14 protein-coding genes are annotated in these 12929 nt (G+C 71.1%); 10 read left to right on the forward strand and 4 right to left on the reverse strand.

Features of this window, described 5'->3' with window-relative positions; translation table 11 throughout:
• Positions 1-40 precede the first annotated feature (40 nt).
• The 3 genes from N8J89_RS37285 to N8J89_RS37295 all read left to right on the forward strand — a co-directional run bounded on the left by N8J89_RS37285 (position 41) and on the right by N8J89_RS37295 (position 2858).
• Positions 41-469, forward strand: coding sequence for a hypothetical protein (locus N8J89_RS37285; RefSeq protein WP_283661621.1), 429 nt, complete (start codon positions 41-43; stop codon positions 467-469).
• 181 nt (positions 470-650) lie between these two features.
• Positions 651-1604, forward strand: a complete 954-nt coding sequence (locus tag N8J89_RS37290; protein WP_283661622.1) for an SGNH/GDSL hydrolase family protein — start codon at positions 651-653, stop codon at positions 1602-1604.
• Positions 1605-1637: 33 nt separating this feature from the next.
• Positions 1638-2858: an acetyl-CoA C-acetyltransferase gene (locus N8J89_RS37295; protein ID WP_283661623.1), complete on the forward strand. Its 1221-nt coding sequence runs from the start codon at positions 1638-1640 to the stop codon at positions 2856-2858.
• Positions 2859-2933: 75 nt separating this feature from the next.
• Here the strand turns inward: N8J89_RS37295 and N8J89_RS37300 are convergent, their stop codons facing one another.
• On the reverse strand, positions 2934-3731 hold the full coding sequence (locus N8J89_RS37300; protein WP_283661624.1) for a Bax inhibitor-1/YccA family protein: 798 nt from the start codon (positions 3729-3731) through the stop codon (positions 2934-2936).
• Between the two features lie 323 nt (positions 3732-4054).
• On the opposite strand from N8J89_RS37300, the gene N8J89_RS37305 reads away from it, so the two are divergent.
• Both N8J89_RS37305 and N8J89_RS37310 read left to right on the forward strand, forming a co-directional pair.
• Entirely contained in the window at positions 4055-5479 is a 1425-nt protein-coding gene (locus N8J89_RS37305; protein ID WP_283661625.1) for a hypothetical protein, read from the forward strand.
• A 3-nt stretch (positions 5480-5482) separates the two neighbouring features.
• On the forward strand, positions 5483-6244 hold the full coding sequence (locus N8J89_RS37310) for a class F sortase (protein WP_283661626.1): 762 nt from the start codon (positions 5483-5485) through the stop codon (positions 6242-6244).
• 6 nt (positions 6245-6250) lie between these two features.
• On the opposite strand, the gene N8J89_RS37315 is transcribed toward N8J89_RS37310, so the two are convergent.
• Both N8J89_RS37315 and N8J89_RS37320 read right to left on the reverse strand, forming a co-directional pair.
• Positions 6251-7456, reverse strand: a complete 1206-nt coding sequence (locus tag N8J89_RS37315; RefSeq protein ID WP_283661627.1) for a pentapeptide repeat-containing protein — start codon at positions 7454-7456, stop codon at positions 6251-6253.
• A 64-nt stretch (positions 7457-7520) separates the two neighbouring features.
• Positions 7521-8513, reverse strand: coding sequence for a PQQ-dependent sugar dehydrogenase (locus N8J89_RS37320; RefSeq protein ID WP_283661628.1), 993 nt, complete (start codon positions 8511-8513; stop codon positions 7521-7523).
• A 271-nt stretch (positions 8514-8784) separates the two neighbouring features.
• Between N8J89_RS37320 and pqqA the strand changes: the two genes are divergently transcribed.
• From pqqA to pqqB, 5 genes are all read left to right on the forward strand, one after another.
• A complete protein-coding gene (pqqA, locus tag N8J89_RS37325; protein ID WP_185000163.1) occupies positions 8785-8874 on the forward strand; it encodes a pyrroloquinoline quinone precursor peptide PqqA in 90 nt (29 codons plus the stop codon).
• 93 nt (positions 8875-8967) lie between these two features.
• Positions 8968-9669 carry a pyrroloquinoline-quinone synthase PqqC gene (gene pqqC, locus N8J89_RS37330; protein WP_283661629.1) on the forward strand — a complete coding sequence of 234 codons (702 nt, stop codon included), beginning with the start codon at positions 8968-8970 and terminating at the stop codon, positions 9667-9669.
• A 4-nt stretch (positions 9670-9673) separates the two neighbouring features.
• Entirely contained in the window at positions 9674-9958 is a 285-nt protein-coding gene (gene pqqD, locus N8J89_RS37335) for a pyrroloquinoline quinone biosynthesis peptide chaperone PqqD (RefSeq protein WP_283661630.1), read from the forward strand.
• Entirely contained in the window at positions 9951-11060 is a 1110-nt protein-coding gene (gene pqqE / locus N8J89_RS37340) for a pyrroloquinoline quinone biosynthesis protein PqqE (RefSeq protein ID WP_283661631.1), read from the forward strand. The genes pqqD and pqqE overlap by 8 nt, the downstream gene beginning before the upstream one ends.
• Positions 11057-11953 carry a pyrroloquinoline quinone biosynthesis protein PqqB gene (gene pqqB / locus N8J89_RS37345; protein WP_283661632.1) on the forward strand — a complete coding sequence of 299 codons (897 nt, stop codon included), beginning with the start codon at positions 11057-11059 and terminating at the stop codon, positions 11951-11953. Before pqqE ends, pqqB begins: the two co-directional genes overlap by 4 nt.
• Here pqqB and N8J89_RS37350 read toward each other — a convergent pair.
• Positions 11950-12918, reverse strand: a complete 969-nt coding sequence (locus N8J89_RS37350) for an ArsR/SmtB family transcription factor (protein WP_283666346.1) — start codon at positions 12916-12918, stop codon at positions 11950-11952. The two genes, pqqB and N8J89_RS37350, sit on opposite strands and share 4 nt — an antisense overlap.
• Positions 12919-12929 lie beyond the last annotated feature (11 nt).

A 12929-nucleotide genomic window follows, 5' to 3' on the forward strand; every position in this document is an offset into this window, starting at 1 on the left:
TGTCGGAAAGATCCGTTCCGGGCTCGCGTCGGGGGTAACCATGAAACTCACGGTGCACCTGTTCACCACCGACGCCCTCTCCTTCGGGGACGTGCTCGCGCTGCCCGGCCAGGACCAGGCCGCCGTGGTCTGCCTGCTCCCCCTCGCTGAGCTGGACTTCTCCTGCGTGCTCGCCACGCGCGACGAGCCGGGCGAGCCTGGTCCGGAGGAGCTGGCCGAGCACTTCGCGCTCTCCGGCACCGGGGCTGCCGACTCCGCCCTGCTGGCCGAGGTGGACGGCCGCCTGTTCGCGCTGACCTTCGGGCGCGGCGCCGACCTGCTGGAGTCCGCGCTACTGGAGCCGTCCTTCGAGGGCAAGGCCATCCCGTTCCCGCTCACCGGGCTGGGCCACCAGCTCTCCGCGCTGCTCGGGCACTACGACGACCCGCTGCACCGGGCCGAGCTGCCCTTCTCCGCCGACCGCGCCTGAGGCGCGAATCACCCTTTGCGCAGTCCCGCTGGCCCAGGCGTTGAATCGTCGCCTCATCCGAAAGTGGGAAGTAAAAATGTCTGCCTGGCGTTAACCCGTTCGGCCTTACTTACGGAACACTGGGTTAACAGCTGGTGAGTGGGGCCATTGGGGGAACCACCAGGCGGAGGGGAGACGGGCCATGTTCGGATTGCGCGTTCTCCGCGCCGCGGTGTTCACCGCGGGTGCGATCGGCGGGCTCTCCGGCGCCGCGTACGGGTTGCTGACCGAGCAGTCCAAGCGAGCCCGGAAGATCATCGGAGTGCCGGGCGCGCCGCTGCGCGCCGACGGCGTGTACCTGCCGGAGGGCGTCGGGCCGCTGGACCCGGCCGACCCCCGGATCACCGGCGACCCGCTCGTCTTCGCCGTGCTCGGCGACTCCTCCGCGGCCGGGGTCGGCTGCGACACCGACGAGGAACTGCCGGGAGTGCTGCTGGCCAGGGGGCTGGCCGAGGAGTCCGAGCGGCCGGTGCGGCTGCTCACCCACGCGATCAGCGGGGCCACCAGCCGCGAGCTGGCCGGCCAGACCGATGCCGCGCTGCGCACCCCGCCGGACGTGGCGCTGGTGATCATCGGCGGCAACGACGTGACCGCGCGGCTGAGCCCTGGCGCCTGCGCGCTGCTGCTGGGCGCCGCGGTGCGCAGGCTGACCGAGACCGGCACCGCCGTGGTCGTGGGCACCTGCCCCGACCTGGGCGCGATCCGGCCGATCGCGCAGCCGCTGCGCTCGCTGGTGCGGTCCTGGAGCCTCACCCTGGCCAGGGCCCAGCGCAGAGCGGTGCTGCTGGCCGGCGGACAGCCGGTGGCGCTGGCCGACCTGCTCTCGCCGGAGTTCCTGACCAGGCCGGCCGAGCTGTTCAGCAAGGACATGTTCCACCCGTCCGCGGCCGGGTACGCCGCGGCGACCCAGGTGCTGCTGCCCGAGCTGTGCGCGGCCGCGGGAGTCTGGGACGGCGGCCCGCTGCCCACCCAGCCCACCCGTTCGGCCGCGGCCGAGGCGCGGCGGCCGACCGCGAAGCTGGTGGCCAAGCTGAACCAGCGGCTCAAGCAGGTGCCCCCGGCAACGTCACACTCCGCCGCCGTTACCGGACAGTAGGCTGCGCTTCAGGCGAACAAAGGAGTTCTCGACATGCCTGAAGCCGTGATCGTGGCGACGGCCCGCTCCCCCATCGGCCGCGCCAACAAGGGCTCCCTGAAGGACGTCCGCGCCGACGACCTGACCGCGATGATGGTCAAGGCGGCGCTGGCGAAGGTCCCGGAGCTGGACCCGCGCGAGATCGACGACCTGATGCTCGGCTGCGGCCTGCCCGGCGGTGAGCAGGGCTTCAACATGGGCCGCGCGGTCGCCGTGCTGGCCGGGTTCGACCACCTGCCCGGCACCACCATCACCCGCTACTGCGCCTCCAGCCTGCAGACCACCCGGATGGCGCTGCACGCGATCAAGGCAGGCGAGGGTGACGTGTTCATCAGCGCAGGCGTGGAGATGGTCTCCAGCTACGCGCGCGGCAACTCCGACGGCTGGCCGGACACCCAGAACCCGCGCTTCGCCGACGCGCAGGCGCGCACCCAGCACGCCGCCGAGCACGGCGCGGGCGAGTGGGTGGACCCGCGCGAGTCCGGGCTGCTGCCCGACGTCTACATCCCGATGGGCCAGACCGCGGAGAACCTGGCCCTGGCCAAGGGCGTGACCCGCGAGGACATGGACCACTTCGGCGTCCGCTCGCAGAACCTGGCCGAGAAGGCGATCGCGAACGGCTTCTGGGCCCGCGAGATTACCCCGGTCGAGCTGCCCGACGGCACCGTGGTCAGCGCCGACGACGGCCCCCGCGCCGGCACCACGTACGAGAAGGTCTCCACCCTGGACCCGGTGTTCCGGCCGGACGGGCGGGTCACCGCGGGCAACTGCTGCCCGCTCAACGACGGCGCGGCGGCCCTGGTGATCATGAGCGACACCAGGGCCAAGCAGCTCGGCATCACCCCGCTGGCACGGGTCGTCTCCACCGGCGTGTCCGCGCTGTCCCCGGAGATCATGGGCCTCGGCCCGGTGCAGGCCTCCCAGCAGGCGCTCAAGCGAGCGGGCATGAGCGTGGACGACGTGGACCTGGTGGAGATCAACGAGGCCTTCGCGGCCCAGGTGATCCCCTCCTACCGCGACCTGGGCGTGCCGCTGGAGAAGGTCAACGTCAACGGCGGGGCGATCGCGGTCGGGCATCCGTTCGGGATGACCGGGGCGCGGATCACCACCACGCTGCTGAACTCGCTGTCCTGGCACGACAAGAGCATCGGGCTGGAGACGATGTGCGTCGGTGGCGGTCAGGGCATGGCGATGGTCCTGGAGCGGCTCAGCTGAGCTGTCTGGCGGCATAGAAACGAGGAAGGCCCCCGGGAGCACCGGGGGCCTTCTCGTTTGTCTTGCGGTGGAGGGTCAGTCCTGCCGGAAGTAGCTGAGCAGGCGCAGGATCTCCAGGTACAGCATGACGATGGTGGCGGTGAGGCCGAAGGCCGCGTACCAGGCCCACTTCGCGTCCATGCCGGAGCGGATCATCTCGTCGGCCTGGTCGAAGTCGAGCAGCAGCGCGAAGGCCGCCACACCGATCACGATGATGCTGAAGATGATCGCGATGGCGCCGCCGTCGCGGAGGCCGAGGCCGCCGGGGACGAAGAAGCCGGCCACGATGTTGGCCAGGATCAGCACCAGCACGCCGACCAGCGCGCCGATCACCCAGCGGGTGAGCTTCGGGGTGACCCGGATCGCACCCGTCTTGTAGACGACCAGCATGCCGGCGAACACACCGGCGGTGCCGATCAGCGCCTGCACCACGATGCCGGGGAAGCGCAGGTCCATCAGGGCGCTGATCGCGCCCAGCGCGACACCCTGGGCCACCGCGTAGGTCAGCGTCAGCGGCGCGGACGGCCGCGGACGGAAGGACAGGAACAGGCCGACCCCGAACCCGACCAGCACGGCCGGCAGGGCCAGGTAGTAGGCCTGGAAGAAGGCGGTCAGGAAGCCGGCGACCAGAGTGACACCGAACGACGTCGCGGTCTTGAGCACCACGTCGTCCACGGTCATCGGACGCTCGGAAACCCCTGGCCGCGAGTCGTACGGCTGCTGCTGGTAGCCAGCCTGGTAGCCGGGGGCCGCCTGGCCACCGGTGTTGAACGTCGCGTAACCGGAGCCCTGGGTGGGCAAGTTACGGAACGCCGGGTTACTGCTAGTGCGCACCTGGTCCTCCTGGAGCGTGCTCGCGCCGTCACCCGGTACAACGTCCAAAGGCGCGGACCGGTTCCATGACAGGTAAAGCTGACTTTACTCGCATCATCATCGTCTCACGCGCCCCCTGGTCTTCGCTCTGGGTTATGAGGACGAGTCCGTTAGGGATCGAAACGTAGTCCGACAAGATCAGCTGGTTGCGCCGAATGGTCTAGACGTCAAAGTGGGGGACACCACAGCGTCACCTGCTTGCGTAGTTCTAAAGGCCGATTGCGGCTCGCCCGGCGACCCCGACAGCATGCGTGGTGACAGGCCGTAGCTACCAAGGAGCTTTCATGCCTGGCCTTAGAAATCTGCTGGTCGGGGCGCTGAGTGTGACACTCGCCGCCGGCGGCCTCGGGCTGGCGATCCCCGGTTCGGCGCTGGCCGCCGGGGAGCGCATCGGCGAGCACACACCACCACAGGAGTACCAGGGCCGCCCCAAGGGAGACGACTGGATCGGCTCCTACACCTGGCGCGGCAGGCAGGTCTGGTGCGTCCGGTTCGCCCTCGACGAGCCCGGCGACGGGATCGAGTACACCCCCAGCAAGGACGGGCTGACCACCAAGTGGAACACCCCGCTGACCGCCGAGACCAAGGCCAAGATCTCCTACCTGCTGCTGCGCTACCAGGACACCGCCTCGAAACCGGAGGCCGCCGCGCTGGCGCACCTGCTGCACAGCTGGACCTCGGGCACCAAGGACCCGAAGCTGCTGGCCAAGACGAACAACTCCGCCCGCATCGGCTACGACGTCGACTTCCACCTCAACGGCCTCTCGCCGGAGGCCCGGCAGGCGGTCACCAGGCTCCAGGCCGACGCGGACGCGCACTACGGCCCGTGGACGCTGACCGTGACCGCGCCCAAGGAGGGGCAGCTGATCGGCAAGCCGGGCAACTGGACCGTGGTGGTCAACTCGGCCAAGGGCCAGCCGGTCGCCGGGGTGCCGGTGAAGCTGAAGGCGGTGGACGCCGAGCTGGCCGGGGAAGCCGGTGACGGCGAGGTCAAGACCCCGGCCAACGGCAAGCCGCTGGTGCTCGCGGTCACCCCGAAGGGCCCCAACCCCAAGCTGGTGGCCACCGTGGAGAGCCCGAACGCCGACCCGGTGCTGCTGCTGCCGAACAAGCCCACCGCCCAGCGCGCGCTGACCACCGGCGGGCAGTCCCCGGTCTCGGCCGAGGCCACCGTGCCCGCGGTGACCCAGCCGGGCATCGTCAAGATCGGCAAGGTGGACGCGGCCAGTGGCGCGGCCATCCCCGGTGTGACGCTGCGGATCACCGCCGCGGACAAGGAAGCGCCCGCGGCGAAGCAGGACGGGTCGCCGCTGACCGGGGTGGACGGCAAGCCGCTGGTGGTCAAGACCGGCGACGACGGCCAGGTCTCGGTGGCCGACCTGCGCACCCCGCAGGAGATCTGCCTGGTCGAGCTGATCCCGGCCAAGGGCTACGAGGAGGGCTTCGACCCGAAGAAGCCGCCGACGGTCTGCGGCACGGTGGCGCCGGGCAACACCCTGGCGCTGTCGCTGACCAACAAGGCCAACGTGCCGAAGAAACCGGTGGTGCCCAGGGTGATCCCGGCCGGTGACCAGCCGGAGCGCCCGGTGGCCCAGGCCGCCACGGTCACCCAGGTGGAACCGGCGGGACTGGTCGGATTCGCCATTTTCACCCTGGTCATGGCTACGCTGGGCGTCATGGCTCTGCGTCGACGCCCGCAGCAGCGGTGACCCATGGGAAGATCGCTGTATCCCGGTGAGACCAAACGCGACAACCGCGCGCGGGTGGCCGGCCTCGGCCTGCTCGGCGTGGCCCTCGCGTGCCTGGCCGCCGGGCTCAGCGCCTCCCAGCTGACTACCACGGTCGTCGGCGAGCCGGTGGCGGTGGAGAACCCTCCGCCGTCACCGCTGCGGGCCCGCCCGCTGACCGACCTGGGCGACGCGCCGCTGATCCGCTGGGGCCAGCCCGGCGGCGGCAACCCGGCGCAGCCCACCACCACGACCACCACCCCGCCCAAACCGGGCCAGCCCAACCAGATCACCCAGCCCGCGGGCGGTCAGCGCCCCGGCACCGTCCGCCTGCCCGAGGGCGGCACCGCCACCCTGGTCCGCCGCGAGGTGGCTCCGGACGGCGTGCTCCCGGTCCCCGACGGCGTCCGCGACGCCACCTGGTGGGGCGCGGGCCTGGACGCGGCCAAGGGCGCGACCGTGCTGGCCGGGCACGTGAACTGGAAGGGCGCCACCGGCCCCTTCGCCGAGCTGTGGCGCAGTGACAAGGGCCAGAAGGTCACCGTCAAGGACGCCACCGGCAAGACCCACAACTACCGGATCACCGAGGTGCACACCGTGCACAAGGACCAGCTGCCGCAACGCGCGGAGTCGCTGTTCGCCCAGACCGGCAACCACCGCCTGGTGCTGGTGACCTGCGGCGGGGAGTGGGTCGGCGGGCAGCTGGGCTACGACGACAACCGGATCGTGGTGGCCGAGCGGGCCTGAGCCGGGTCACCGCGGTTCCGGCAGCCGCGCGCCGGTGAACAGCACGGCCGCGGCGAAGTGCGCCTCGGCGAACCCGGCCGCACCGTCGAAGCGGGTGCCGGTGAACGCGGCCGTGTCCTCGAACCTGGCCTGGTGGAACGAGGCGTCGCCGTGGAAGTGCACCTGCCGGATCCACGCGGGACCGGCGAAGCGCACCTCGGCGAACCGGCTGTCACCGCGGAAGCTCGCCCCGGTCAGCCGGGCGCAGCGGTCGAACCGGGCGCTGGTGAACCAGGCGTCATTGCGGAAGGCGGTGTTGGTGAACCAGGCGTCCTGCTCGAACCGCGCGCCGCGGAAACCGGTGTCGCCGTGGAACTCCGCGTTGCGGAAGGACGCCTCGCCGGCGAACCGCGCTGAGCGGAACACCGCCTTGTCCGCGAACACCGCCCTGGCGAACCGCGCGTTGCCGTTGAACACGGCGTGGGTGAACAGGGCGCGGCCGGTGAAGCGGGTCGCGCTGAACCGGGCGTCGCCTTCGAAGGCGGTGCCGACGAACACGGCCGCGCCCACCTCACCGCCGGAGAGGTTGAACTCGACCAGGGTGGCCCCGGACAGGTCGAGCGCGATGCCGGGCCAGAAGTTGTCGTTGGTCATCTGGCCGTCGGCGTCCCGGTCCGGGCGCAGGTGCGCGGCCAGGATGTGCTGCGCGGTCAGCCGGACCTGGCGTTCCTGCCCGGGATCGGGGTCCGCGACCGGCATCCGCAGGTAGGCGCACAGCACGTTGACGATGGTCTGCCGGTGCTCAGGGGTGCCCTGGGCCAGGCGTTCCAGCGCGTGCAGGCCGGCCAGCCGGACCGGGGCCTTGTCCGAGCCGAGTTGTTCGGCCGCCTTGGTGTACAGCTCGGTGACCCGGCGTTCGGTGGCATCGTGCCGGGTGTCGGTGGCGGCGAGGTCCTGCAGGTCCAGGGCCACCTCGGTGGTGCGCTGGCGGCGCACCGCGAGCAGCAGCGCCAGCGCGGCCGCCGTCCCGCCCGCCGCAGTCAGCGCGGTGCGGATCGCTTCCATCGCGGCCCGCTCCCGCTCGGCGTCGGTCAGGCTGGTCGCGCGCGGCCACAACGCGAAACCGGTGGCGACCCCGAGTCCGAGCACCAGCAGGACCGCTCCGCCGATCCACCACCAGCGCAGCGGGCGCAGGCGGACGGCATCCCGAGCGGACCGCCGCGTGTTGGGCATGGCCCGATCATGTCGCGGAGGGGCCCGGGTCCGGAAGACCACGGGCCCCGATCGCGGTGCGGACTCAGTTGCCGTCGGAGGTGTAGATGCCGCCCGGCGTGATGATCCACAACGAACCGTCCGGCGCGGCCTGCGCGGCGCGGGTGCGGCCCAGGTTGGTGTAGATCTTGCCGCCGGAGCCGCTCAGGTTGGTCTTGTACGTGCCGCCCTTGAGCGAGGCGATGTAGAGGCTGCCCTTGTAGTGGGCCAGGCCGCTCGGGGTCGCCGAGGAGGTCGACCAGGTCTTGACCGGGTTGGTCATGCCGGGGTTGCCGCAGGGGCCCTCGCAGGTCGACCAGCCGTAGTTCTTGCCGGCGTCGATCTTGTTCAGCTCGTCGACCTTGCTGGCGCCGATGTCGGTGGCGTAGAGCTGGGCGCCGACCCAGGTCAGGCCCTGCACGTTGCGGTGCCCGTAGGAGTAGACCCGGCTGTTGAACGGGTTGCCCGGCGCGGCCGCGCCGTCCTTGGTGATGCGGAGGATCTTGCCGCCGAGGGAGTTCTTGTTCTGGCCGTTGGCGCTGTTCTGGCCGTCGCCGGTGCCCGCGTAGAGGAAGCCGTCCGGCCCGAAGGCGATCCGGCCGCCGTGGTGGAAGGAGGAACCGCGCGGGATGCCGGTCACGATCGGCTGCGGGGCCTGGCCCAGCTTGAGCTTGGCGATCCGGTTGTCGCTGCCGGTGGTGTAGTAGATGAAGACCAGCTGGTCCGCGGCGTAGGTCGGGGAGACCGCGATGCCGAGCAGCCCGGCCTCCTTGGTGACGCTGACCCCCGGGATGGTCTGCACGTCCGAGACCTTGCCGGCCTTGTCGATCTTGCGGATCTTCTTGCTGTCCTTCTCGGTGAACAGGGCGGTGCCATCGGGCAGCCAGTCCACGGCCCACGCCTGGTTGAGCCCGGAGGCGATCTGCTTGATCGCCATGGGCGAGGCCTCGGACGCGGTGGCCATCGGTGCGGCGAACGCGGCGGTGGCGGTCGCGGCGGCGACCACAGCTCCGATGACTGTTCTCCGTCGAGCGTGCATCGTGCCCCTCCTGATCATGCCGGTGGAGTGCGGGAACGGCGGCGGGATGGCGGCGGCACAGGGTCGGATGTAACCGTTTGCAGTTTGGCCGACCCTACCCAAGGCAAGCGCTTACCGCTAGGCCTGTCAACGCCGTCTGGAAAGTTCCCTGAAAAATACGAACGGCGTCTGGCGGCCGGGCGAAAAACGTGTCTAGCGTGGTGTCGCTCGCCATGAGCGATGGAGAGGGCGGTTCGGCGGCGGACCGCCCGTGATCCGAGGAGTGAGCGTTATGGAAACTCGTGAAGTGTGGACCCGTCCGGAATTCACCGAGTACGACACGCCCATGGAGGTCACCGCGTACGCGGCCCGCATGGACTGATGCTCATCCAGGGTGGGAGCCGCGGCCCTGTGGCTCCCACCCGCCTCCGCCGCCGCCAGCACTGTCGGAGCTCCCCCGAAAGGTAGTGCGGAGATGGCTGCCAGCCAGGATGTGTTGTCGCGCGAGGACTTCCTCGCCGCGTTGCGGGGTCTGTCCCACCGCTACTGGGGAACCCACCCCTTCCACCAGCGGATGCACGCCGGTGAGCTGAGCGAGCACGAGCTGCGCACCTGGGCGGCCAACCGCTGGTACTACCAGTGCATGCTGCCGCAGAAGGACGCGGCGATCATCAGCAACTGCCCGCTGCCCGAGGTCCGGCGGCACTGGCTGGACCGGATCGTCTACCACGACGGCAGGACCGAGGGCGAGGGCGGCGCGGAGAGTTGGCTGCGGCTGTGCCAGGCGGTCGGCCTCAGCCGCGAGGAAGTGCTGGACCAGCGGCACGTCGCGCCGGGCACCCGGTTCGCGGTGGACGCCTACGTCACCTTCGCCCGGCAGCAGCCCTGGATCATCGGGATCGCCTCCGGGCTGACCGAGATGTTCGCCGGACACCTGATGCGCCAACGGGTTGCCGATGTGCTGGCCAACTACGCGTGGATCAGGCGGGAGGACCTCGCCTACTTCACCACCCGCATCGACAAGGTCGCAGGCGAAGGCAAGGAGACCGTGGACCTGGTGCTGGAGCACTGCGTCACCCGGGAGCTCCAGGACGCCGCGGTGGCCGCGCTGAGCTTCAAGTGCGACGTGCTGTGGTCCATGCTGGACTCGATCGAGCGTGCCGCGGCGAAGGGATAGCCGGATGAGCGAGATCACCGGAACCACCCGGCCGCGGCTGCGCCGAGGGGTGCGGCTGAGCTACGACAAGGTCCGCGAGACGCACGTGCTGCTCTTCCCCGAGGGCGTGCTGGTGCCCAACCCGACCGCGGCCGCGGTGCTCTCGCACTGCGACGGGGTCAACGACGTCGACGCCGTGGTGAAGCTGCTTTCCGAGCGCTACCAAGGGGTTTCCGTCTCCGATGTGGCCGAGCTGCTGATCGCGCTGCGGGAGCGGCGGATCGTGGAGCTGGAGGTGCCGGATGCCTGAGGCCGAGCCGCCGCTGGGCATGCTCGCCGAGCTGACCCACCGCTGCCCGCTGCACTGCCCCTACTGCTCCAACCCGCTGGAGCTGATCGCCAAGAACAACGAGCTGAGCACCGAGCAGTGGCGTTCGGTGCTCACCCAGGCCCGCGAGCTCGGCGTGCTCCAGGTGCACATGTCCGGCGGCGAACCCCTTGCCCGCCACGACCTCCGCGAGTTGGTGGAGCACGCGAGCGAGCTCGGCTGCTACGTGAACCTGGTGACCAGCGGGCTCGGCCTGACCGAGCCGGTGCTGCGCGAGTTGGCCGACCGGGGACTGGCGCACGTGCAACTGTCCATTCAGGACTCGGACCCGGTGCGGGGCAACCAGGTCGCGGGCGCCCGCGCGCACGACCGGAAGCTGGCCGCGGCCGAGGTGGTGCGCAAAGTTGGCCTGCCGCTGACCGGGAACGTGGTGCTCACCCGGCTCAACCACGACCGGATCGGCGAGATCATCGCCATGGCCGAGGCCATGGGCGTGGACCGGCTGGAGCTGGCCAACACCCAGTACTACGGCTGGGCGCTGAAGAACCGGGCGCAGCTGATGCCGACCAGGGCACAGCTGGCCACCGCGGAGCCGATCGTGCGCGCGGCGACCAAGCGGCTGGCCGGACGGATGCAGGTGGTCTACGTGGTGGCCGACTACTACGAGGACTACCCGAAACCGTGCATGCACGGCTGGGGCGCGCGGCAGCTGACCGTGGCGCCCAACGGCGATGTGCTGCCCTGCCCCGCGGCCACCGCGATCAGCACGCTCGAGCTGGAGAACGTGAAGGACCGGCCGCTGGCCGAGATCTGGTACCAGGGCGAGTCCTTCAACGCCTACCGCGGCACCGACTGGATGAGCGAGACCTGCCGGGCCTGCCCGCGCAAGGAGACCGACTTCGGCGGCTGCCGCTGCCAGGCGTTCCTGCTCACCGGCGACGCCGCGGCCACCGACCCGGTGTGCTCCCGCTCGCCGGACCGGCCGATCATCGACACCATCCTGGCCCGCCACCACGAGGCCGCCGAGCCGCTGGACGCGCCGCTGGCGATGCGCTGGCTCGCCACCGAACGAGGAGCGCGATGAGGGTTCTGCTGCTGGGCACGGCGGCAGGCGGCGGTTTCCCGCAGTGGAACTGCGCCTGCCGGATGTGCGCCGCCGGCCGGGACGGCCAGCTGGCCCACCGCAGCCAGGACGGCATCGCGGTCAGCGCCACCGGCGAGCGCTGGTTCCTGGTCAACGCCAGCCCGGACATCCGCGCACAACTGTTGGCGCACAACCAGTTCCGCCCCAAGCCACCGAGGGACACCCCGCTGCGCGGCGTGCTGCTCACCGACGCGGAGCTGGACCACTCGCTTGGCCTGATGCTGCTGCGCGAGGGCGACGACCTGGACGTCTGGGCCCCTGCGGCGGTGCTGCACGGGCTGACCGAGGACTTCGGGCTGCGCGGGGTGCTGGCGCACTACCGGAGCTGGTCCTGGCACACCGTCGAGCCCGGCACCGCCTTCACCCTCGGCGGCGAGCTGGCGGTGACCGCGTTCCCGGTCAGTGGCAAGCGACCCCGGTACGCCACAGAGTCCACAATGGACGGTCCGTGGGTGGTGGCCTACCGGATCACCGACCCGGCCACCGGCGGCGCGCTGGTCTACGCGCCCTGCCTGCGCGAGTGGCCCGAGGGCTTCGACGAGTTCGTCGGCGACGCCGACTGCGTGATCATCGACGGCACCTTCCACTCCGCCGCGGAGATGTCCGGGGCCACCGGGAAGAAGGCGGACGCGGACCAGAAGTCCATGGGGCACATCCCGATCGCCGGTCCGGGCGGCGGCCTGGACGTGTTGTCCCGCTTCCCCAGCAAGCGCCGGATCCTGACCCACCTGAACAACACCAACCCGGTGCTGGACCCGGACTCACCGGAACACGCCGAGGTGCTGGCCGCCGGGGTGTCCGCACCACCGGACGGCACCGAGCTCGAGCTCTAGGACGCGGCCAGCAGGGCATCAGCCTGCGCGCTGCGCTGGTAGAGCACGAACCGGCCGTCCCGGCGCGCGGTGACCAGGCCGGTCCGGCGCAGCGCGCCCAGGTGGTAGGACACCGTGGCCGCGGCCAGCTCGTGCCGGTGGGCCAGCTCCGCGGTGGAGCGGGGCGCGTCCAGGTCGGCCAGCAGCGCGGCCCTGGTCGCGCCGACCACCCTGGCCAGCTCGGCCGGGTCCCGCCTGCCGCGCAGGCCGATCCTGGCGGCCGGGTAGTAGAGGGCGACCTGCCGCTTGTCGTCGCACTGGAGCATGAACTTCGGCCAGCTGAGCACCGAGGGGACCAGCACGATCGCCTGCCCGGACAGGTCGAGGTCCACCGAGTAGGGCTTGTCCACGGTCACCGCCGAGCCGGTCCAGTGGCACTTCGGGTCCAGCGTGCTCAGCAGGGTGCCGACCCCTCGGGTGGCCAGCGTCCTGGCCCGGTCGTTGAGATCGGCCTCGGCCAGCGCCTCGATCCGGTCCCAGCCCTCGGCCAGCGCCAGCCGCCAGAAGGTCTCGATCCCCTCGGCCAGCCGCCCGGCCAGCGTGCCAGCCTCGGCCAGCCGCCGCACCCTGGCCGAGACCGGCCGGCCCCAGTGGTCCTCGGCGTACCGCAGCTGGGTGTGCACCACTTCCGCCGAACTGCCCGCGAGGTCGGCCAGCTGGGCCTGGAACACCTCGGCAGGCGCGCCCGGCCGGGGCTGCGGGGTGAGCAGGTCCGGCGTGTAGTGGTTGCCCTCCGGCGCGAGCAGGTCGGTGACCAGGTCGACCTCGGCCGCGCCGAGCGCGTCCCTGGCCAGCGCGCCGGTGTCGCCGAAGACCGGGTGCCTGCCACCGCGCGCGGCCAGGTTCAGCCACCAGACCGCTTCCATGATCGGTGAGTGCGACAGCCGGATGTTCGCCACCGTCACGGCGTCGCAGCGCAGCAGCATCACCGGCCGAA

The organism is Crossiella sp. CA-258035, from assembly GCF_030064675.1.
GTDB lineage: Bacteria > Actinomycetota > Actinomycetes > Mycobacteriales > Pseudonocardiaceae > Crossiella.

Bases quoted from the DNA above. Each gene is read 5' to 3' on its own strand.
- N8J89_RS37285 (WP_283661621.1), top strand. From the start codon at position 41: ATGAAACTCACGGTGCACCTGTTCACCACCGACGCCCTCTCCTTCGGG.
- N8J89_RS37290 (WP_283661622.1), top strand. From the start codon at position 651: ATGTTCGGATTGCGCGTTCTCCGCGCCGCGGTGTTCACCGCGGGTGCG.
- N8J89_RS37295 (WP_283661623.1), top strand. From the start codon at position 1,638: ATGCCTGAAGCCGTGATCGTGGCGACGGCCCGCTCCCCCATCGGCCGC.
- N8J89_RS37305 (WP_283661625.1), top strand. From the start codon at position 4,055: ATGCCTGGCCTTAGAAATCTGCTGGTCGGGGCGCTGAGTGTGACACTC.
- N8J89_RS37310 (WP_283661626.1), top strand. From the start codon at position 5,483: ATGGGAAGATCGCTGTATCCCGGTGAGACCAAACGCGACAACCGCGCG.
- N8J89_RS37315 (WP_283661627.1), bottom strand. From the start codon at position 7,456: ATGCCCAACACGCGGCGGTCCGCTCGGGATGCCGTCCGCCTGCGCCCG.
- N8J89_RS37320 (WP_283661628.1), bottom strand. From the start codon at position 8,513: ATGCACGCTCGACGGAGAACAGTCATCGGAGCTGTGGTCGCCGCCGCG.
- pqqA (WP_185000163.1), top strand. From the start codon at position 8,785: ATGGAAACTCGTGAAGTGTGGACCCGTCCGGAATTCACCGAGTACGAC.
- pqqC (WP_283661629.1), top strand. From the start codon at position 8,968: ATGGCTGCCAGCCAGGATGTGTTGTCGCGCGAGGACTTCCTCGCCGCG.
- pqqD (WP_283661630.1), top strand. From the start codon at position 9,674: ATGAGCGAGATCACCGGAACCACCCGGCCGCGGCTGCGCCGAGGGGTG.
- pqqE (WP_283661631.1), top strand. From the start codon at position 9,951: ATGCCTGAGGCCGAGCCGCCGCTGGGCATGCTCGCCGAGCTGACCCAC.
- pqqB (WP_283661632.1), top strand. From the start codon at position 11,057: ATGAGGGTTCTGCTGCTGGGCACGGCGGCAGGCGGCGGTTTCCCGCAG.
- N8J89_RS37350 (WP_283666346.1), bottom strand. From the start codon at position 12,918: ATGCTGCTGCGCTGCGACGCCGTGACGGTGGCGAACATCCGGCTGTCG.